This is a genomic window from Duganella sp. GW821-FHT07G03, assembly GCF_059418605.1.
Map to the genome: position 1 here is coordinate 184,752 of NZ_JBWKQE010000008.1, position 19,252 is coordinate 204,003.

20 protein-coding genes are annotated in these 19,252 nt (G+C 63.6%); 5 read left to right on the forward strand and 15 right to left on the reverse strand.

What is annotated here, in order from left to right; all coding sequences use genetic code 11:
* Positions 1-5 precede the first annotated feature (5 nt).
* Positions 6-1,139, forward strand: a complete 1,134-nt coding sequence (locus AC07OK_RS13365; RefSeq protein ID WP_494690755.1) for a response regulator — start codon at positions 6-8, stop codon at positions 1,137-1,139.
* Position 1,140: 1 nt separating this feature from the next.
* Here the strand turns inward: AC07OK_RS13365 and AC07OK_RS13370 are convergent, their stop codons facing one another.
* From AC07OK_RS13370 to AC07OK_RS13385, 4 genes are all read right to left on the reverse strand, one after another.
* Positions 1,141-1,428 carry a YciI family protein gene (locus AC07OK_RS13370; RefSeq protein WP_494690756.1) on the reverse strand — a complete coding sequence of 96 codons (288 nt, stop codon included), beginning with the start codon at positions 1,426-1,428 and terminating at the stop codon, positions 1,141-1,143.
* Between the two features lie 15 nt (positions 1,429-1,443).
* Positions 1,444-2,001 carry a TetR/AcrR family transcriptional regulator gene (locus tag AC07OK_RS13375; RefSeq protein WP_494690757.1) on the reverse strand — a complete coding sequence of 186 codons (558 nt, stop codon included), beginning with the start codon at positions 1,999-2,001 and terminating at the stop codon, positions 1,444-1,446.
* 86 nt (positions 2,002-2,087) lie between these two features.
* The gene (locus tag AC07OK_RS13380; RefSeq protein ID WP_494690821.1) at positions 2,088-3,275 is read right to left on the reverse strand and encodes an extracellular catalytic domain type 1 short-chain-length polyhydroxyalkanoate depolymerase; all 1,188 of its coding nucleotides are present in this window, start codon (positions 3,273-3,275) and stop codon (positions 2,088-2,090) included.
* A 33-nt stretch (positions 3,276-3,308) separates the two neighbouring features.
* Complete coding sequence (locus AC07OK_RS13385; protein ID WP_494690758.1) at positions 3,309-3,722, reverse strand: CopG family transcriptional regulator; 414 nt, start codon at positions 3,720-3,722, stop codon at positions 3,309-3,311.
* 87 nt (positions 3,723-3,809) lie between these two features.
* Here AC07OK_RS13385 and AC07OK_RS13390 point away from each other — a divergent pair, with 87 nt between their 5' ends.
* From AC07OK_RS13390 to AC07OK_RS13400, 3 genes are all read left to right on the forward strand, one after another.
* On the forward strand, positions 3,810-4,040 hold the full coding sequence (locus AC07OK_RS13390) for a DUF1289 domain-containing protein (protein ID WP_494690759.1): 231 nt from the start codon (positions 3,810-3,812) through the stop codon (positions 4,038-4,040).
* Positions 4,037-4,945: an MBL fold metallo-hydrolase gene (locus tag AC07OK_RS13395; protein ID WP_494690760.1), complete on the forward strand. Its 909-nt coding sequence runs from the start codon at positions 4,037-4,039 to the stop codon at positions 4,943-4,945. The genes AC07OK_RS13390 and AC07OK_RS13395 overlap by 4 nt, the downstream gene beginning before the upstream one ends.
* 109 nt (positions 4,946-5,054) lie before the next feature.
* Positions 5,055-6,008 carry an NAD(P)H-dependent flavin oxidoreductase gene (locus tag AC07OK_RS13400; protein WP_494690761.1) on the forward strand — a complete coding sequence of 318 codons (954 nt, stop codon included), beginning with the start codon at positions 5,055-5,057 and terminating at the stop codon, positions 6,006-6,008.
* On the opposite strand, the gene AC07OK_RS13405 is transcribed toward AC07OK_RS13400, so the two are convergent.
* Together AC07OK_RS13405 and AC07OK_RS13410 are read right to left on the reverse strand one after the other, a co-directional pair.
* On the reverse strand, positions 6,009-7,478 hold the full coding sequence (locus AC07OK_RS13405) for an amidohydrolase family protein (RefSeq protein WP_494690762.1): 1,470 nt from the start codon (positions 7,476-7,478) through the stop codon (positions 6,009-6,011). It lies immediately after the preceding gene.
* A 78-nt stretch (positions 7,479-7,556) separates the two neighbouring features.
* Positions 7,557-8,657: an AraC family transcriptional regulator gene (locus AC07OK_RS13410; protein ID WP_494690763.1), complete on the reverse strand. Its 1,101-nt coding sequence runs from the start codon at positions 8,655-8,657 to the stop codon at positions 7,557-7,559.
* A gap of 77 nt (positions 8,658-8,734) precedes the next feature.
* On the opposite strand from AC07OK_RS13410, the gene AC07OK_RS13415 reads away from it, so the two are divergent.
* On the forward strand, positions 8,735-9,925 hold the full coding sequence (locus AC07OK_RS13415) for a tetratricopeptide repeat protein (RefSeq protein WP_494690764.1): 1,191 nt from the start codon (positions 8,735-8,737) through the stop codon (positions 9,923-9,925).
* 3 nt (positions 9,926-9,928) lie between these two features.
* On the opposite strand, the gene AC07OK_RS13420 is transcribed toward AC07OK_RS13415, so the two are convergent.
* The 9 genes from AC07OK_RS13420 to AC07OK_RS13460 form a co-directional block, all read right to left on the reverse strand.
* Positions 9,929-10,498, reverse strand: a complete 570-nt coding sequence (locus AC07OK_RS13420; RefSeq protein ID WP_494690765.1) for a hypoxanthine-guanine phosphoribosyltransferase — start codon at positions 10,496-10,498, stop codon at positions 9,929-9,931.
* Between the two features lie 100 nt (positions 10,499-10,598).
* Positions 10,599-11,855 carry a phenylacetate--CoA ligase family protein gene (locus AC07OK_RS13425; RefSeq protein ID WP_494690766.1) on the reverse strand — a complete coding sequence of 419 codons (1,257 nt, stop codon included), beginning with the start codon at positions 11,853-11,855 and terminating at the stop codon, positions 10,599-10,601.
* A 6-nt stretch (positions 11,856-11,861) separates the two neighbouring features.
* On the reverse strand, positions 11,862-12,209 hold the full coding sequence (locus AC07OK_RS13430; RefSeq protein ID WP_494690767.1) for an MmcQ/YjbR family DNA-binding protein: 348 nt from the start codon (positions 12,207-12,209) through the stop codon (positions 11,862-11,864).
* Between the two features lie 20 nt (positions 12,210-12,229).
* Complete coding sequence (locus AC07OK_RS13435; protein ID WP_494690822.1) at positions 12,230-13,078, reverse strand: ABC transporter ATP-binding protein; 849 nt, start codon at positions 13,076-13,078, stop codon at positions 12,230-12,232.
* Complete coding sequence (locus AC07OK_RS13440) at positions 13,078-14,388, reverse strand: ABC transporter substrate-binding protein (RefSeq protein WP_494690768.1); 1,311 nt, start codon at positions 14,386-14,388, stop codon at positions 13,078-13,080. Before AC07OK_RS13440 ends, AC07OK_RS13435 begins: the two co-directional genes overlap by 1 nt.
* 34 nt (positions 14,389-14,422) lie before the next feature.
* Positions 14,423-15,481, reverse strand: a complete 1,059-nt coding sequence (locus AC07OK_RS13445; protein WP_116991223.1) for a branched-chain amino acid ABC transporter permease — start codon at positions 15,479-15,481, stop codon at positions 14,423-14,425.
* 19 nt (positions 15,482-15,500) lie between these two features.
* Positions 15,501-16,397 (reverse strand): branched-chain amino acid ABC transporter permease, encoded by an 897-nt coding sequence (locus tag AC07OK_RS13450; protein ID WP_217941699.1) that lies wholly within the window; start codon positions 16,395-16,397, stop codon positions 15,501-15,503.
* 2 nt (positions 16,398-16,399) lie between these two features.
* Positions 16,400-17,233 (reverse strand): ABC transporter ATP-binding protein, encoded by an 834-nt coding sequence (locus tag AC07OK_RS13455; RefSeq protein WP_116991432.1) that lies wholly within the window; start codon positions 17,231-17,233, stop codon positions 16,400-16,402.
* Between the two features lie 21 nt (positions 17,234-17,254).
* The gene (locus AC07OK_RS13460; protein WP_494690823.1) at positions 17,255-19,201 is read right to left on the reverse strand and encodes an AMP-binding protein; all 1,947 of its coding nucleotides are present in this window, start codon (positions 19,199-19,201) and stop codon (positions 17,255-17,257) included.
* Between the last annotated feature and the right edge of the window lie 51 nt (positions 19,202-19,252).

Genomic DNA, 19,252 nt, shown 5'->3' on the forward strand with positions numbered 1-19,252 from the left:
TGCCGATGAACGCAAAACCTACGATCCTCGTGGTCGACGACATCCCGGACAACATCGATCTGCTGTGCGCCGTGCTGGAAGACGATTACCGCACCAAGATCGCCGTCAACGGCGAGCGCGCCCTGAAGATCGCCAACGGCGAATCCAAGCCGGACCTGATCCTGCTGGACGTGATGATGCCGGGGATGAGTGGCTACGATGTCTGCAAGGCGCTCAAGGCCAATCCCGCCACGCGCGACATTCCGGTCATCTTCGTCACCGCGATGAGCGAGGCGGTGGACGAGCAGCTCGGCCTGAGCCTGGGTGCGGCGGACTACATCACCAAGCCGATCTCCGCGCCGATCGTGCAGGCGCGCATCAAGACCCAGCTGTCGATGAAGCGGGTGCACGACTTCCTGCGCGACCAGAACAACTTCCTCGAAACCGAAATCGAAAAGCGTACGCGCGAGATCGTCGCCTTGCAGGATGTGACCATCCACACCATGGCCTCGCTGGCCGAGACGCGCGACAGCGAAACCGGCAACCATATCCGCCGCACCGCGCACTACGTCAAGACGCTGGCGGAAAAGCTGCGCACCAATCCGCGCTTCAGCGATTTTTTGACCGACAAGAACATCGAGCTGCTGTTCAAGTCCGCGCCCTTGCACGACATCGGCAAGGTTGGCATCCCGGACCGCATCCTGCTCAAGCCTGGCCGCTTCGAAGGCAACGAGTTCGAGATCATGAAAACCCACACCACGCTGGGCCGCGACGCGATCCGCCAGGCCGAGCGCGAGCTGGGTCTGGAGGTGGACTTCCTCAAGTTCGCCAAGGAGATCGCCTACGGCCACCAGGAGAAATGGGACGGCAGCGGCTATCCCGAAGGCCTGAGCGGCGACAACATCCCGATCTCCGCGCGCCTGATGGCGGTGGCCGACGTGTACGACGCGCTGATCAGCCGCCGCGTCTACAAGGCCGGCATGTCGCACGAGGCGGCGGTGGCCATCATCATCGAGGGACGGGGACAGCACTTCGATCCCGACATGGTCGACGCCTTCCTGGAACTGCAGCAGGACTTCATCGACATCGCCAAACGCTACGCGGATTCCGATCACGACATGGAGCAGAACCGCGCGAAGATCGAACGTTTTAGCGGTTGAGTCATTCGGCCAGCAACGCCAGTCCGGGGACGGTGTGGTTGGGAGCTATGTCGAGGATCTCGGCCTTGACGATGTCGTGGACCACGAACGGGTCCTGGTCGATGCGGGCTTGCAGCGCCTCGGGCGCCGGCCCGGCGGCCAGGATGGCGCCACCCAGTCCGGGGCGGATGCTGCCGGCCAGAAGGAATACGCCATCGTCGATTCCTTTTTGCAGCCATTCACGATGGGCGGCCATGTGCGCGGGCGCCTGGCTTTTATTGGCAGAGAAGCGAAGCAGGATGATGTACATGTGGTTACTCCTTGGTTAAGTGTCGAGTGACATGAGCCGGGTCTTCAGCCGGTCCACTTCGCGCTCCACGTAATCGCGATCGCCGAAAGCGTTCGACAGCGTCGCGACTCCCTGGCTGAACGCCAGCACCTGCAGGGCGAGATCGTCGGCGTTGGCCGAGTGGCCGAGTTCCTTGAACTGCTCCCCCAACCAATCGCGGAAGACGCCGAAGATGCCCACGGCCTGCGCGCGCGAAGGATGGCCCAACTTGGCGAGCTCGCTGCTCAGGGTCCCGACCGGGCACCCGTAAAGTTCGATATCGCCGCGGTTGGTCACCACGATGTCGACGAAGCGGAACACGCGCTCCAGGGGCGTGGCCGCAGCTTCGGTCCAGCCGGCCAGCATGGCGCGCGTGTCCCCCAGGCGCGCCTGGAGGACCGCCTCAAGGATCTCGTCCTTGGTCTTGAAGTGATAGTAGAAATTGCCGCGAGAAATACCGACGGCTTCGGCGATGGACGCGAACGACGTCCGTTCATACCCTTGCTGGTAGAACAGCCGGTTCGCGGCATCCACGATCTGCTTGCGCGTACCCATTCGTGCTCACGCCTCCCGTTGCTTGAGTTGTCGGGAGATTGTAGGACAATTGTCCTACTGTCGCAATATGAATGTTGTTAAAAAGCTTAGCTGACGGTGCGGAAGAAGCGCAGCATCTCGCGGCTGGCGTCCGGGCCTTTGGCGTCGGTGTAGGTGCCGCTGCCGTTGCCGCCGGACCAGGCATGGCCGGCGCCGTGCACTACCCAGTGCTCGCCGATCGGCGTGCCGTCCGCCTTGGTGTGGGTGGTCTGCGTGTAGCGGTGGCCATTCGGCACGCTGCCCGATTGCACCGACTGTTTGCCCTGCTGGCTGTGCAGCAGCTGTTCGATCACCTGTTCGCCATTGCGCGGATGGACGGTGTTGTCGCTGTCGCCGTGGAAGACGATGATGGGCTGCGAGCCGTCGCCGGCCTTGCGCGGCGTGGCAACGCCGCGCTTCATGGCGGTCAGCGCCGACGGCAGGTCCTGCGCCGAGGCGAACGGCAGCCCCGAATGCACGCCCACCGCCGCAAACAGTTCCGGGTACAGCGTGCCGACGATGACCGCCATCGCGCCGCCCGCCGACAGGCCGGCCACATACACCTGGCGTTCGTTGACAGGGTAGTCGTCGATGATCTGCTGCGTGATGCCGGCGATGATGGACGGTTCGCCCTGGCCGTGCTGCTGGTCGATGGCGCTGAACCAGTTCCAGCATTTGCTCTGGTTGGCGTTGGCGGTCTGCTCCGGATAGACCACGAAGCACTCCATTTCCTCCGCCACCTGGTTCATCTGCGTGCCGACGGCGAAATCGTCGGGGTTCTGGGTGCAGCCGTGCAGCATCACCAGCAGCGGCATCGCCTGACCGTGATAGCTGGCCGGGATGTACAGCTTGTAGTTGCGGGTGCCGGCGTGGTTGGTGTAGCTGCTCTTGATGAATTGCGCGCCGTCCGGCAAGGCCACTTCCGGCGCCGGATGCATGATGGCGCCGACATCGATGGCGCGGTCGATATTGGCTTGCAGGTCGACCTTGATGCCCATGCGGTTCAGCATATCCTGCGCGAACTCGGTCGGATGCGTGGCCGGATTCGGCCTGGCGCCATCGGACGGCGGCGCTGCCTTGGCCGTGACTTCGGGCGCCGCTTCCACGGTGGGCCGTGGCGGCGGATTGATGTCGCGCATCGCCGGTTGCGCCGGCGCGGCCGGCCGCATGGACGGATGTCCGCGCAGGCTGTCCATGGCCTGCTGGATGGCGGCCGATGCGCTTCTGTTCATCAGTTTTTGCGCCGCTTCGCGCATGTGTGAAAACAACGGTAATTTCATGATGCTCCCTTAATGGATGCGTTTTGCCAGTGCGGTTTTGAGCACGGCGCTGGCGTGCAGCGATCCCAATACGAAGATGGATTCAATCGTCGCCAGCGCCAGTTCGACGGAAACGTCGCTGGCGATGCTGGCCAACCCCAGTACCTGGATTTGCAGCCGCTGTCCCGCCGCCTGGGTGGCTTCGAGGTCGGCGCGCGAATAGTGCTGCATCCCGAGTACCAGGCTTTTGCGCGCCACCGTCTGTTTCACGACGTCGGCGTGCTGGTTCAACTGATTGCGGATCGCTGTGCGTATCAAGTCGGTGCGGTTGGAATAAAACCCTTCCTGCACCAACAGGTCAATTTGTCCCAGGTCGATAGGACCGAGGTTGATCGTGATCTTTTCCGATTCAGCGGTCTTCAGTTTTAATTCTTGCTTTGCCATGAGTCTCCATCCGGTTACCATCTACATGGATGGTAGTATAGACTTGAAAATCACCAAGTCAAGCGCGTTCGCGGGCATAATGGCGGCATGAGTGAACCAGCTAACCTAATTTCCCCCGGTGCGCCGGAATTGGCCACACCGGTGCCGTCGCCCTGCGTCAGCCTGTGCAAAATGGACGCCGACCGCCTGTATTGCATGGGCTGCATGCGCACGATCCCGGAGATCATCGCCTGGTCCAAGGCGGACGACGACTACAAGCGCGGCGTGTGGGCGGAAATCCGCCGTCGTGAACAATTAATCAACTTCGACGACGAATGAACGCGCTCCCCGATACCATTCAGGTGTTTGAACGGGGTTGGCTGTCGTCCAACAACGTGATGCTGCTGGGCCGCCACGACACGGCCATCATCGACACCGGTTACCTGAGCCACGCGCCGCAAACGCTGGCGCTGGTGCGCCATGCGCTGCACGGCCGCCATCTCGACCAGATCGTCAACACCCATCTGCACTCCGACCATTGCGGTGGCAACGCCACCTTGCAGGCGCATTTCGGCAGCCGCACCTCGATCCCGGTGGCCGAGGCGGACAAGGTGCGGCGCTGGGACGTGGAGGCGCTCAGCTTCAAGGCCACCGGCCAGCGCTGCGAGCGATTCACCTTCGACGCCACCATCGCCCCCGGCGACGTGCTGACACTGGCGGACATGGAATGGCAGGCGCTGGGCGCGCCCGGCCACGATCCGCATTCGCTGATCTTCTACTGCCCGCAGGAGCGGCTGCTGATTTCGGCGGACGCGCTGTGGGAAAACGGCTTCGGCATCATCTTCCCGGAGCTCGACGGCCAGTCCGGCTTCGCCGAGGAACGCGCCACGCTGGACGTGATCGAAGGACTGGACGTGCGGCTGGTGATCCCCGGCCACGGCAAGCCGTTCGACGACGTGGCCGGCGCGCTGGCGCGGGCCCGTTCGCGGCTGGAGTACCTGGAGGCCGATCCGGTGCGCAACGCGCAGAACGCGCTGAAGGTGCTGCTGAAGTTCCTGCTGCTGGAGCGCCAGCGCATCCCGCTGGCGGACGTGCCGCCGCTGCTGATGGCGATGCCGGTGTTTGAAAAGGCCAACACCAACTTCCTGAAGCAGACGCCGGAGCAGGTTGGCGCCTGGGCGGTCGGCCAGCTGGTGCGCGCCGCTGCGGCTCGTATCGAGGGTGAGTACTTACTCAATGAGTAGTTGAGGAGTAGTCGCCAGGAAATATAGAGGAAGCCGCCTAGTTTCGGCACGGTCGTACTATTTTCGATCTATAATCGATTTTCCTTAACTCACCGACAGCGAGTTCGCCATGGCCCTGCCAGCAGCGTTGCAAAACCTTACCCTCCCAGTTATCGCATCCCCGATGTTCATCGCCAGCGGCCCGGCCCTGGTCGCGGCGCAGTGCAAGGCCGGCATCGTCGGCTCCTTCCCGGCGCTGAACGCCCGCCCGGCCGAGCTGCTGGACGTGTGGCTGACCGATTTGCAGAAAGAGCTGGCCGAATTCCAGGCCGCCAATCCGGACAAGCGCGTCGGCCCGATCGCGGTCAACCAGATCGTGCACCAGTCGAACGACCGCCTGGCGCATGACGTGGAAGTCTGCGTCAAGCACCAGATCCCGATCATCATCTCCTCGCTGCGCGCGCCGCCGAAAGAGATGCTGGACGCGATCCACAGCTACGGCGGCATCGTCCTGCACGACGTGGTCTCGATCCGCCATGCCCAGAAGGCGCTGGAAGCGGGCGTCGATGGCCTGATCCTGGTGGCCAGCGGCGCCGGCGGCCATGCCGGCACCTTGTCGCCGTTCGCGCTGGTCGGCGAGATCCGCAAATTCTTCAAGGGCCCGATCGCGCTGTCCGGCTCCATCGCCACCGGCGATGCGATCCTGGCGGCTCAGGCGATGGGCGCGGACTTCGCGTACATCGGCTCGCGCTGGCTGGCGACGCAGGAATCGAACGTCAGCGACGACTATCGCAATGCGATCGTGGAATCGACTGCGGCGGACATCGTGTATTCGAACCTGTTCACCGGCGTGCACGGCAACTACCTGAAAAAATCCATCGTCGCCGCCGGCCTGGACCCGGAAGCGCTGCCGCAGGCCGACAAGAGCTCAATGAACTTCGGTTCGGCCAGCGCCAAGGCTTGGCGCGACATCTGGGGCGCAGGCCAGGGCGTGGGCCTGATGGACGACGTGCCAACCACCGCCGACATGGTGGCGCGCCTGAAGCAGGAATACGACGCCGCGCGCGCACGCCTGGCGCTGTAATTACTGTTTGACCGACAGGCTGCCGCGAGCAGCCTGTTTGCCGCGTACCCAGACGGTGTCGATGCTGTCATAGGCGCGGATATCGGCCAGCGGCGACATCTTCATCAGCACCAGGTTCGCGACCTTGCCCGCTTCGATGGTGCCCACCTGCGCATCGATCCTGAAGGTGCGGGCGTTGTTGATGGTGGCCGCCTTGAACAGCTGCGCCAGCGACAGGCCGGCCTGGTGCAGGTCCTGCATCTCCAGGTAGCCGTTCAGGCCGGGGATGTTGCCGTAGGTCGGCGACGACGGCGTATCAGTGCCGAACACGAAGTTGGCGTCCTTGCTGGCCAGGTAGGCTACCACCTGCTGCTGGCGGCGCAGCGGCGCTTCCATGCCCTTCAACACCGCCGCATCGGTTTCATCTTCCGCCAGCTCCTGCTTGAACCATTGGCCTTCGGGCGTCTTGAGCCAGGCCAGCATGGCCGGCGGCAGCAGCTTGGCCAGCGCCGGGTGGTTCAGGTAGGCCGGTTCGAAGTAGGCGTTCAGGCCATACAGCACCTGCATCGTCGCCTGGTAGCCGATCTTGCGCTCGGCGATCTGGTCGAGCAGCTGCTTGATCTCGGCCGGCAGTTCCCTTTCCTTGTCCATCGTTCCCCAGTGCCACATGCCGTGCGCCAGCACGTCGACGCCGCCGTTGACGGCGAAGGTCTGTGCCTCGAACGAATTGCCGTGGGTGACCAGCACCAGGCCGTCCTTGCTGGCGGCCGTCCGTACATCCGCGTACACCCCGGGGCTCATCACCGGCAGGTTGTGCATGGTGCCGAAGCCGTGCTCGAAGTGGGTTTTGACGCAGATGGCGTTATCGGCCTTGACCCGCGCCACGCCCTTGGCGGCGGTGTAGTCCTCCGGCTTGAAGCGGGAGGGGATCTTGTCGGCCTGCGCCGGGTCGTAGATAAAGTTGGAGAACATCTCGAAGCGGCTCTGCGGCGGCGCGTAGGACGAGGGGTAGCCGTTGGCGAATACCAGCGGCGCGCCGCAGTCGTAGACGTCCGGGTGCAACGGCGTGGCCTTTACGCGGTCGATGAATTCGCGGCTGCCGGCGGCCAGGTCGATCACCGTGGTGTAGCCATAGTAGAGGAAGGAGCGCGGCATCTGCGCGAAGTATTCGGCGGCCATGGTCTTCTTCTGGTCGGCCTGCTCGAAGCTCATGCCGGGGACCGAGAACAGGTGCACGTGCGAGTCGATCAGGCCGGGCGTCAGGTACTGGCCTTTGCCGTCGATGCGGCGGGCGCCGGCCGGGGCTTTTTTGCCGGCGCCGCGTTCGACGCGGACGATGCGTTCGTCCTCGATCAGCACACTGCCGGTCTCGATGCGGTCCAGCTTTTCCGGCGACACCAGCTTGACGTTGGTGATCCAGGTCTGCTGGCCGGCCCAGGCCTGGGCGCAGAGGAGGAGGGAAAGGCTAGCCAGAATGCGGGTGGTTTTCATGTGAAGCTCCGTGTTGAGAAGAGCCCAGTGTGCCGTCGCACACCGCGTTTTGCGTCTCAAATGATGATTTGGCACCTGCTACGCGGGTGTTTTGGCCTGGTCGCGGAACTCGCCCGGCGTCATGCCGGTCTGCTTTTTAAATACGCGGTTCATCGCGCTTTTGCTGTTAAATCCGGACTGTATCGCCAGATCGAGGATGCTGGCGCTGGCTTGCTCGGGGCCCTGCAAGGCCTGTTTCAAGGCTTCCACGCGGTGGCGGTTGAGGAAATCGGCGAAATTGGCGCCGCAGTTCTCGTTGATCAGCTGGGACAGTTCGTGCGGCGTCATCGCCACCTGCGCGGCCAGGTCTTCCAGCTTCAATTCGCCGTGGCGGTAGGGCTGCTCCTGTTCCATGCAGGCGTTCAGGCGCGCGAGGAAGGCATCGCGGTCGGCGGTGGATAACTGCTTGCTGGCGTAGCGTTGTTTGGGCGGCGGCAGCGCGCGCGGACGATAACCCAGCGGCAGCCGCATTGCCGTGAACGCGGTCGCGAACACGAACAGCATCAGCGAAATGCCGTCCATCGCGTCGGTGGACAGCGGCCACTCCACATCCAGCACCGCCATCGCCAGCGCGACGATGCTCAGCGCCGCGCTCACCAGCCACATCCCCATCAGGCGCCGCAGGTCGCGCACCAGGTCGGAATCGGCGGGCACCCGGCCCACCAGCCGGTAGGTGGCGCGGATGTAGGTCAGCAGGATGGCCAGCTTGGCCAGTCCCGCCACGCTCAGGTACCACGGCCAGCCATGCCATTGATGCATCCACGCCAGCTTCTCTTCGGCCGAGCGCAGGTAGAACGGTGTCATCGCCAGCGTGGCGACGGCGAAGGGCACGAAGTGCAGCAGCGCGCGCCGGCCCAAAGGCTGGTCCGACAGCATCGCGTGCAGGTAGAGATATTGCAGCGGTCCGACCGCCAGCCCCAGGGTGACGATGGCCAGCGCGCTGTGCGGATACTGCTGATAGAGGTGGTTGAGGCCCAGCCAGTTATGGCCGATGATGGCCGCGAACACCAGCAGCAGCGCGGACAACAGCCGGTTGGCGGTGCGCATCTCCGGTTGGCGCACGCTGAGCAGCGTCGCCGTCATCAGGAAGGCCTGGCCTATCGCCAGAAGAAAGAGCCACGAAAGTATCAAATTGTACATTCCGTCGATGCTGCCATTTTCCGAGGGCGAAAGCAATTATACTAATTCCAATCTTATCAATTAGTGAAGCTCGCCCGATGAAAAAAATTCGCATTTTGACGTTGTTGCTGGCGCTGGTCGGCACCCATGCCTATGCCACAGTCCAGCCCAACGAGGCAGCCCAGCCGCTGGTGCAGGACGGCTCGGTGCTGGCTGCGCAGGGCAAGTACCAGGACGCGTTGAACAAATTTTCAGCAGCGATGAAAGCCGATCCGGCGGCATCGACGCCGCTATCGCACATCGCCCATGTGTTGTTAATGGCCTCGTTGAATGCCAGCGGCGACAACGCGGCCAAGCTGCGGCAGCAATCGGAAGGCGCGGCGCGCCAGGCATTGGGCCTGGATGCCCAGGACCCGCTGGCGCAGGAGGTGCTGCGCTCACTGTTGGACGACAAGGAGTCTCCGCTGCACGTGCCGACGCCCGAAGCCTGGAAGCTGACGCAGGAAGGCGAGGTGCTGTACCAAGGTCACAAGCTGGAAGAGGCGCGCGCCAAATACGAACAGGCGGCCAAGCTGGACCCGCGGTATTCGTCGGTGCTGGTGTATATCGGCGATACCTTTTACGTGCAGAAGAATATGCCGGAAGCGGAAGCCTGGTTCCGCAAGGCCGCTGTGCTGGAGCCATTGAACGGCCAGGCGTGGCGTTTCCTGTCCGATGCGCTGGCCCATCAGGGCAAACGGGCGGCTGCCGAATCTGCGCTGTTGAGTGGCATCGCCGCGCAGCCCAGCCAGCGACCCAATTGGGACAAGCTGGCGTCCCTGCGCGCGGCCAGCGGCACCCCGCTGACGGCGCTGCAAATGAAGCGCAAGGCCAGCACGATGATGGACCCGGCGACCGGCAAGTTCACCGTCAATCTGAACGAAGCGTTCGGTGGCCCGGCCGCGCAAAAAAGCCCCGACGGCGCGGTATGGCTGATGCTCGCCATGAAGGAGGCGAATATCCGTGGCAAGAACCGCGAAGACAAGGTAGCCGACCAGCCCTTCGCCATCGAACTGGCGTCATGGCAGGGCGCGATGCAGGTGGCCGACGAACTGGCCGCCAACGGCGTCGGCGAAGTCACCGATCCGAACCTGAAGACCATGCGCATGCTGGCCAAGGCCGGCCAGCTGGAAACCGCGTTGATGCTGTTGCAGTACAAGGAGTCCTGGCGCCCCGAGTTCGAGGCGTGGAAGCGCGAACACCCTGACGGCGTCCGCAAATTCGTCGACGCTTACGGCCTGCGGCCGTAAGGCTTAGTTCTCGGTCTGGATGGCCCACAGGCCTGGCAGGTTGCGCCAGTAGCCATAGGCGTCCATGCCGAAACCCACCACGAAGCGGTTGGGGATGGTGATGCCGACGATGTCGGCCTTGCACGGCTTGGCCTTGCCGATCGCCTTGTCGGCGAAGACGGCCAGCACCACCTCGGACGCACCCATGTCCAGCAGGCGCTGTTTGACGTGAGCCAGCGTTTCGCCCTCGTCCAGGATATCGTCCAGCACGATGACCACGCGGCCGGCCACGTTCGAACGCGGCACCACTTTCCAGACCACCTGTCCGCCCTTGTCGTCGTCGCCGTAGCGGCTGACGTGGATGTAGTCGAATTCGAGCGGGAAGGTCAGTTGCGGCAGCAGGTTGCCAGTGAAGACCACGGCGCCGCCCATCACGCCCAGCACCAGCGGGAAGGATTCGCTGTCCGGTCGGTCGAAGCGGGCGTTGAGGGTGTCGGCCATCGCGGTGACGGCTTGGTCGACGTCTGCCTTGCTGAACAGTTCTTCCGCGTTCTCGAGCAGGGCGCGGGCGCGGGTGTGGTGGAAGTCTTGCATGATCTTCGTCGGCTTCTAAAAACAGGGGGTAAGTTCGCTATTATCCGCCATATCCCGTCCCGCCGCATGCCGTTGGTTTTCCACCACAACTACGCGCAGCTTAGGTGTAATCGCGCACGTCGTCGATCACCTTGCCGTCGTTGGGCAGGCTGCCGATGGTGGCAAACCGCACTTCACCCCGTAATTTGGTCAGGTCGCGTATCGATTCGGTGATGGCGACGGCGCTGGAGGCGCTGGACGGATCGGCCACTTCGCAGTGCAGCGTCATCACGTCCTGCGCCATGTGGCCGGACACCACCAGCCGCGCCTTGACGATTTCCGGATGGCGGCGGGTGACGTCGTGCACCTGCGACGGATGCACGAACATCGCGCGCACCTTGGTGGTCTGGTCGGCGCGGCCCATCCAGCCTTTGATGCGGGTGTTGGTGCGGCCGCATGGCGAGGGCGGCACGTCGGTCAGGATCGCCGACAGGTCGCCGGTGGCGAAGCGGATCAGCGGGTAGTCAGGATTGAAGAGGGTGACGACCACTTCGCCGATTTCGCCATCCGGCACGGGATCGCCGGTGCCGGGGCGGACGATTTCCAGTATCAGGTCCTCGTCCAGCACCATGCCGGGATCGCGAACGCCGCCGCTCTGCGTTTCATAGGCGATGCTGCCGATATCTGCCGAGGCATAGCATTGCAGCACGTGCGGTACGCCGTGCCCGATGAACCAGCTGCGCAGCGATTCAGGCAGCGCCTCGGCGGACATCAAGGCCTTCTGGATGCTGCTGACGTCCGCGCCCAGTTCCTTCGCCTTTTCGATGATGATCTTCAGGAAGGACGGCGTGCCGATGTAGGTATCGGGCCGCAAGTGGCTGATGGCCTGCACCTGCATCTCGGTCTGGCCGGCGCCGGCCGGTATCACGGCGCAGCCGATGCGCGCGGCGCCGCCTTCGACCATGAAAGCCGCCGGCGTGAAGTGGTAGGAGAAACAGTTCTGCAGCAGGCCGCCGGGACGCACGCCGGCCGCATACATCGGCCGCGCGAAACGCCACCAGTCCTGGCCGCGTCCCTCTGGATCGAAGATCGGGCCGGGCGACATGAACACGCGCGACAGCTGGCCGACCGGGGTGGTATTGAGCCCGCCGAACGGCGCCTGCTGTTTCTGCAAGGCGTGCAGCTCGGACTTGCGCGTCACCGGCAGCGTCGCCAGCGCGGCGCGGCTGTTGATGTCGGTGGCGTTGACGTCGTGCAGGATGCGCGACCAGCCGGCGGCGGCCTTGGCGCGCGCCACCAGCTGCGGCAGGCGTGACATCAGTTCGCGTTCGCGTTGTTCGGGCGAGCGCGTTTCCAGACTGTCGTAGGTATCGGCCATGATTGTTTATCCTTGTATTTCGCGTTGCAGCTTCTTGGTCAGTTTGCCGAACACCAGTTCATAAGAGCGCGTCAGCAGTTCTTTGGCTTCGGCGTCGCTGAGGTTTTTTAAATCGTCGACACGCACCCACTTCGCCCGCGCCAGGTAGGGCGCGGGGATGATGCCGGGACGGTCGGTCAGTTCCAGGAAGCGGTCGTCGTCCACCTTGAAGCTGATGCCCTTGGCCTTGTCGTCCAACTCAGTGACGGCGAACATTTTCGTCCCGACGGAGAACACGAGATCCGCGCCCCACTTGGTATCCTCGGTCGCGCCGGGGAAGGTGCGGCACAAGGCCTTGGCCTGCTTGATATTCATGCGGTGTTGTCCTTTGTTCCTCAGGCCAGCCAGCGTTTGCGGCGGCGGTAAAACTTCATGTCGCGGAAGCTCTTGCGACCGGCGCCCGAAACGCCGAGGTAGAACTCCTTGACGTCTTCGTTGCTGGCCAGTTCGGAGGCCGCGCCTTCCATCACCACGCGGCCGTTCTCCAGGATGTAGCCGAAGTCCGCGTAGCGCAGCGCGATGCTGGTGTTCTGCTCTGCCAGCAGGAAGGAGACGTTCTCCTTGCTGTTCAAGTCCTTGACGATGCCGAAGATCTCGTCGACGATCTGCGGCGCGATGCCCATCGACGGCTCGTCCAGCAGGATCATCGACGGCTTGGCCATCAGCGCGCGGCCGATGGCGCACATCTGCTGCTCGCCGCCGGAGGTGTAGCCGGCCTGGCTGCCGCGCCGCTCGCGCAGGCGCGGGAAGTAGTGGTAGACCTTCTCCAGCGATTCCTTCAGCTCCGCCCGCGATGCGCTGCGGGTGTAGGCGCCGGTGAGCAGGTTCTCTTCGATGGTCAGGTGGCCGAAGCAGTGGCGCCCCTCCATCACCTGCGACAGGCCGCGCCGCACCAGTTCATTGGGCGTCAGCTGGTCGATGCGTTCGCCCTTGAACTGGACTTCGCCCTTGGTGACGTCGCCCCGCTCGCCGCGCAGCAGCGTGGAGATGGTTTTCAGCGTGGTCGACTTGCCGGCGCCGTTGGCGCCCAGCAGGGCCACGATCTTCCCCTGCGGGACCTGCAGGGACACGCCCTTGAGTACCAGGATCACGTGGTCGTAGATCACTTCCACGTTGTTTACGGACAGGTAGGGCGCTGCCGCCGGAGCGGCCGTCGTGCTGGAGGCGGTGCTGGCGGCTGTCATCATTTTGCGCAGGCTGGGGTGAGTTTTTTCTCGGCCGCGTAGGCTGCGGAGCTTTCCTCCAGCAGCTTGCGGGTCAATGCCTTGTCGCCGACGATCCAGTTCGGCGTGATGGCGTTCCACTTCTTGCCGTCCCATTGCTGGACCTTGACCGCGCCCGAGCCTTCATGGTCGTCGCAGCTGGTCTTCACCACCGGCAGCATGCCGAAGGCGCCGATGGCTTTCTGGCGCGCTTCGTCGACGTTCAGGTGCTCCAGGCCCCAGCGCATTTGCTCGCCGGTGACCGGTTTGCCCTTGCCGAATTTATCCTGCGCGGTGCGCATCGCTTCCACCCACAGGATGGCCGCGCTGACGCCGCGCATGTGGTACACGGAACCGATGCGGCTGCGGTCGGCCAGGTTGCCCTTGCCGGCGTCGTAGAGTTTTTTGTGGATCTCGTCCATCACCGGGTAGTTGCCCGGCGTGTTGAAGGTCATCGCGCTGTAGCCTTTGGCGGCGTCGCCGGCCGGCACGGTGTCTTCTTCGGAGCCGGCCCACCACACGCCCAGCATTTTCTCGCGCGGGATGCCGTTGCGTTGAGCGGTCTTGATGGCGACCGCGTTCATCGCACCCCAGCCCCACAGGATCACGTGGTCCGGATTGGCCTGGCGGATTTGCAGCCACTGCGATTGCTGCTCGGTGCCCGGCGGTGTGACGGGAATTTTGATCAGGTCGAAGCCGTACTGCTTGGACAAGGCCTCCAGCACCGGCAAGGGTTCCTTGCCAAACGCCGAGTCGTGGTACAGATAGGCGATCTTCTTGCCTTTCAGTTTGTCCATGCCGCCGTCTTTGTCGCCGAGGTATTTGATCATCGCGGCGGCCTGGTTCCAGTAGCTGGTAATCAGCGGGAATACGTAGGGGAAGACCTTGCCGTTGGCGGCGTCCGAGCGGCCGTAGCCGATCATCGTCATCGGAATTTTGTCGGTCGGCAGGCGATCGAGCACGCCGTAGGCGACGCCGGTGGACAGCGGTTCGACCAAGGTGGCGCCACCGTTCTTGGTCTTCAGGCGTTCGTAGCATTCGACGCCGCGCGAAGGGTTGTATTCGGTTTCGCATTCTTCCCACGAGATCTTGACGCCGTTGACGCCGCCCGCCAGGTTGACCAGGTTGAAGTAGTCGATGATGCCGCCGTAGAAGCCGGAACCGCCCGCCGCATAAGGGCCTACGCGATACGAGGGCAGGGCGACGTATTGGTCCGCGGCGGCGGGTTGCGCCCATGCCGGAATGGATGATGCCAGTGTGAGTCCAAGTACCAGGGATGCGATGCGCTTCATTGTCTACTCCTCCAGGTTATTGTTTTGTATGTGCTCAGTGCGGGAATGGCCACAGACGCAGTTTCTCTTTACCGATTTGCCATAAACGCGCCAGACCGTGCGGCTCCACGATCAGGAAAAATATGATCAGGGCGCCGAACACCATCAGCTCCAGGTTGGACGCCACGCTGGTCGGCAGCGCCAGGCTGTGCGCGAAAATATTCAGGAACACCGGCAGCAGCACGATGAACGCCGCGCCCAGGAAGGAGCCGAGCACCGAACCGACGCCGCCGATGATCACCATGAACAGGATACGGAACGACAGGTCGAGGTTGTAGGCTTCCGGCTCCACCGTGCCGAGGTAGGCATAGGCGTACAACGCGCCGGCCACGCCGCAGTAGAAGGAGCTGACGGCGAAGGCCAGCAGCTTGGTGCGCATCAGGCGAAAGCCGATCACCTCGGCCGCCACGTCCATGTCGCGCACCGCCATCCACGAGCGGCCCACGTTGGAGCGGATCATGTTCTTGGCCAGCAGTGCCATCACGGCCACCACGCCCAGGACCAGCAGGTATTTGCGGCTCGGCGTGTCGAACTGGTAGCCGAGGATGGCGATCTTCTGCGCGGTGATCACGCCGGAGCTGCTGTAGTTGGTCAGGTAGGGGATCTTGGTCAGGCACCACACCACGAAGAACTGCGTGGCCAGCGTGGAGGCGGCCAGGTAGAAGCCGCGTATCCGCAGCGACGGCAAGCCGAAGGCGATGCCGACCATCGCCGCGCTCAAGCCGCCCAGCACAAAGGCCAGCAGCACCGGCAGGCCTGGCAGCCGCGCCAGGAAGTTATACGAGGCGAAGGCCCCGACCGCCATGAAGGCCGCCGTGCCCAGCGACAGCTGGCCCGCGTAGCCGGTCAGGATGTTCAACCCCAGCGCGGCCAGCGAGAAAATCAGGAAGGGGATCAGGATCGCCGACAAGGCGTACGGCGACGCGAACAGCGGCACCACCACGATCGCCACGGCCAGCAATGCGAACAGCGCGATGCGGTCCTGCAGGATGGGGAAGATCTGGCTGTCGGCCTGATAGCTGGTTTTAAATTGTCCTGCTTCGCGGTAGAGCATCGTTTTTACCTTTACTCTCTCAGATTCTGCGGATGATTTTTTCGCCGAACAGGCCTTCCGGCCGCACCAGCAGGAACAACAGCGCCAGCACATACGGGAACCAGCCTTCGATGCCGCCGCCGACCAGCGGGCCGATATACACCTCGGCCATTTTTTCGGAGGCGCCGATAATCAGGCCGCCGACGATCGCGCCCGGCATCGACGTGAAGCCGCCCAGGATCAGCACCGGCAGCGCCTTCAGCGCCACGAAGGTCAGCGCGAACTGCACGCCATTGCGGGCGCCCCACAGCAGGCCGGCCACCAGCGCGACCAGCCCGGCCACCGCCCACAGCACCGCCCAGATGCGCTGCAGCGGAATGCCGACGGCCAGCGCGGCCTGGTGATCGTCCGCCACCGCGCGCAGTGCGCGGCCCACTTTGGTCTTGGAGAACAGCAGTGCCAGCGCGGTCACCAGCAGGCCGCAGACGGCGGCCGCCATGATGTCGAACTGCGAGACCAGGATGTTAAATTTGTTCATCAGGTATTCGGACGGCACGTCCTCGATCGGCAAGTCCAGCTTGTGCACCTGCGAACCCCACATCAATTGCGCCAGTCCTTCGATGAAGAAGGCCAGGCCGATGGTGGCCATGAACAGCGTGATCTCCGGCTGGTTCACCAGCGGCCGCAGCACCACGCGCTCGATGGCGATGCCGAGCAGGATCATGATGACGATGGTCAGCGGGATCGCCACCCACAGCGACACGCCGAATTTGTCGACGATGCCGACGCAGGTCAGCGCGGCGAAGAACACCATCGCGCCCTGGGCGAAGTTGAACACGCCGGAGGCCTTGTAGATCAGCACAAAGCCGATCGCCACCAGCGCGTACATCACGCCGGACAGCAGGCCGCCGATCAGCACCTCAAAGAAAAAATTCACGTTCATTCGCAGGCCTTTCCAAGGTAGGCATTGATCACGTCCTGGTTGCAGCGGATGTCGTCGGGCGTGCCGTCGCCGATTTTCTTGCCGTAGTCGAGCACCACCACGCGGTCCGAGATGTCCATCACCACGCCCATGTCATGCTCGATCAGCACGATGGTGGTGCCGAATTGGTCGTTGACGTCGAGGATGAAGCGGCACATGTCCTGTTTCTCTTCGACGTTCATGCCGGCCATGGGTTCATCGAGCAGCAGGATCTCCGGCTCGGCGGCCAGCGCCCGGCCCAGCTCCACGCGCTTTTGCAGGCCGTAGGGCAGGCGGCCCACCGGCGTCTTGCGGATCGCCTGGATCTCCAGGAAGTCGATAATCTCCTCCGCCTTGACGCGGTGGGCGATCTCCTCGCGCCGCGCCGGGCCCCAGTACAGGGCCTGCATCAGGAAGTTCGATTTCATCTTCAGGTTACGGCCGGTCATGATGTTGTCGAGGACCGTCATGCCCTTGAACAGCGCGATATTCTGGAAGGTGCGGGCGATGCCGGATTTGGCGGCCGCGTGGCAGTCCATGTTCTTGCGGTGTTCGCCGCGGTAGATGATCTCCCCCTGCTGCGGGCGGTACACGCCGTTGATCACGTTGAGCATCGAGCTTTTGCCGGCGCCGTTCGGGCCGATGATGGCGCGGATTTCGTGCTGCTTGACGTCGAAGGAGATGTCGGTCAGCGCCTTCACGCCGCCGAACGACAGCGAGATGTTTTTCAGGTCGAGGATCACCGGGCCGATTTTCCGGCGGCCGGGGTCTGCATCCGCACCGAAGTGGGTGTCTGGTTCGTTCATTTGCATGGTCGTTTCCTCCATTCCGACCTAGGCCGCCGCCTGGATGGCAGGGAAAGTCTTGCAGGACTCGATCTTCAGGTCCGCCGCCACCAGCCCGCTGCGTCCATCCTCGAACTTGACCTGCGTTTCGATGTACTGCGACTGTTTGCCGTTGTAGAGCGCCTCGATCAGCACCGCATACTTCTCGGCGATGAACTTGCGGCGCACCTTGCGGGTGCGGGTCAGCTCATCGTCGTCGGGATCGAGCTCCTTGTGCAGCACCAGGTAGCGGTGGATCTGGGTGTCGCTCATCATCGGCTCGGCCGCCAGGTCGGCGTTGACCTGCTCGATGCAGTCGCGCACCAGGCCATACACCTGCGGGTGCGCGGCCAGGTCGGTGTAGCCGGAATAGGCGATGCTGCGCCGTTCGGCCCAGTTGCCCACGGCTTCCATGTCGATATTGATGAAGGCGCAGACCTCGTCGCGCCGGTCGCCGAACACCACCGCCTCTTTGATGAAGGGGAAGAACTTGAGTTTGTTCTCCACATAGTTGGGCGCGAAGATGGCGCCGCCGTTCATCTTGCCCACGTCCGCCGCGCGGTCGATGATCTTCAGGTGGCCTTCGTGGTCGAACAGGCCGGCGTCGCCGGTGTGGAAGTAGCCTTCGGCGTCGATCGCTTCGCTGGTGGCGTCGGGGCGCTTGTAGTAACAGTCCATCAATGTTGGCGACCTGACCAAGACCTCGCCGTTGTCCGCCAATTTGACTTCGACGCCGGGCGCCGGCAGGCCGACGCTGTCGAACTTGATCTGGCCGTCCGGCTGCAGACATATATAAGCGCAGGTTTCGGTGGAGCCGTAGAACTGCTTCAGATTGACGCCAATGGAGCGGTAGAAGCGGAACAGGTCCGGGCCGATTGCGGCGCCGGCCGTGTAGGCGACCCGCACGCGCGACAGTCCCAGCACGTTTTTCAGCGGGCCGTAGACCAGCACCTTGCCGACCGCGTAGGCCAGGCGGTCCGACAGCGGCACCGGCTTGCCGTCCAGGATGGCGGCGCCGCTGCGGCGCGCCACCGCCATGAAGTGATGGAACATGCGGCGCTTGATGGCGCCGGCGTCCTCCATCCGTATCATCACGGTCGTCAGCATGTTCTCGAACACGCGCGGCGGGGCGAAGTAATAAGTAGGGCCGATTTCCCGCATGTCGGTCATGACGGTGTCGCCGGATTCGGGGCAGTTGACGGTGAAGCCGGCCGTCATCGCCTGCGCGAACGAGAACAGGCAATCGCCCACCCAGGCCATCGGCAGGTAGGACAGGATGTCTTCCTCGTCGGTCAGATGCTCGAAACCGACGCCGCCGGTGCCGGCCGCGATCAGCGCGCTGTGGGTCTGGCACACGCCTTTCGGCTTGCCGGTGGTGCCGGAGGTGTACAGGATGATGGCGTTGTCGCTGCCCTTGCCGGCTTTGACGGCGGCGTCGAACATGCCGGGATTGGCCTTGTCCCAGTCCCGGCCCAGTTCCTGCAGGCGGGCGAAGGAGAGCAGGCCTTGCTGGCGGTAGTGGCGCATGCCGCGCTCATCGTCGTAGGCCACGTGTTCGATGTGCGGGTACAGGCTTTGCAATTCCGTCAACTTGTCGACCTGTTCCTGGTCTTCGACGATGGCGTAGCGGATTTCGGCGTTTTCCAGCACGTAGGCCATGTCGGCGGCCGGGGCGTCCTGGTATAGCGGCACCGGCACGCCGCCCAGGCATTGCGCGGCCAGCATCGACCAGTAGAGGCGGGGGCGGTTGTCGCCGATGATGGCCAGGTTCATGCCGCGCTGGAAGCCGATGGCGGCCAAGCCGCAGGCCAGCGCCCGGACTTCGTCGTTGACCTGGGTCCAGGTCCAGCTTTGCCAGATGCCCAGGTATTTTTCCCGGAATGCGGGTTTCCCTGGGCGGAGCTGACCATGGGTCAGCAGCCAGCGCGGGAACGTCTCGTTCTGTGTATGCACCAGTGTCTCCTGTTGCTGTTTGCTCGTACTTGTTAAACTTCTGATACGGCAGCC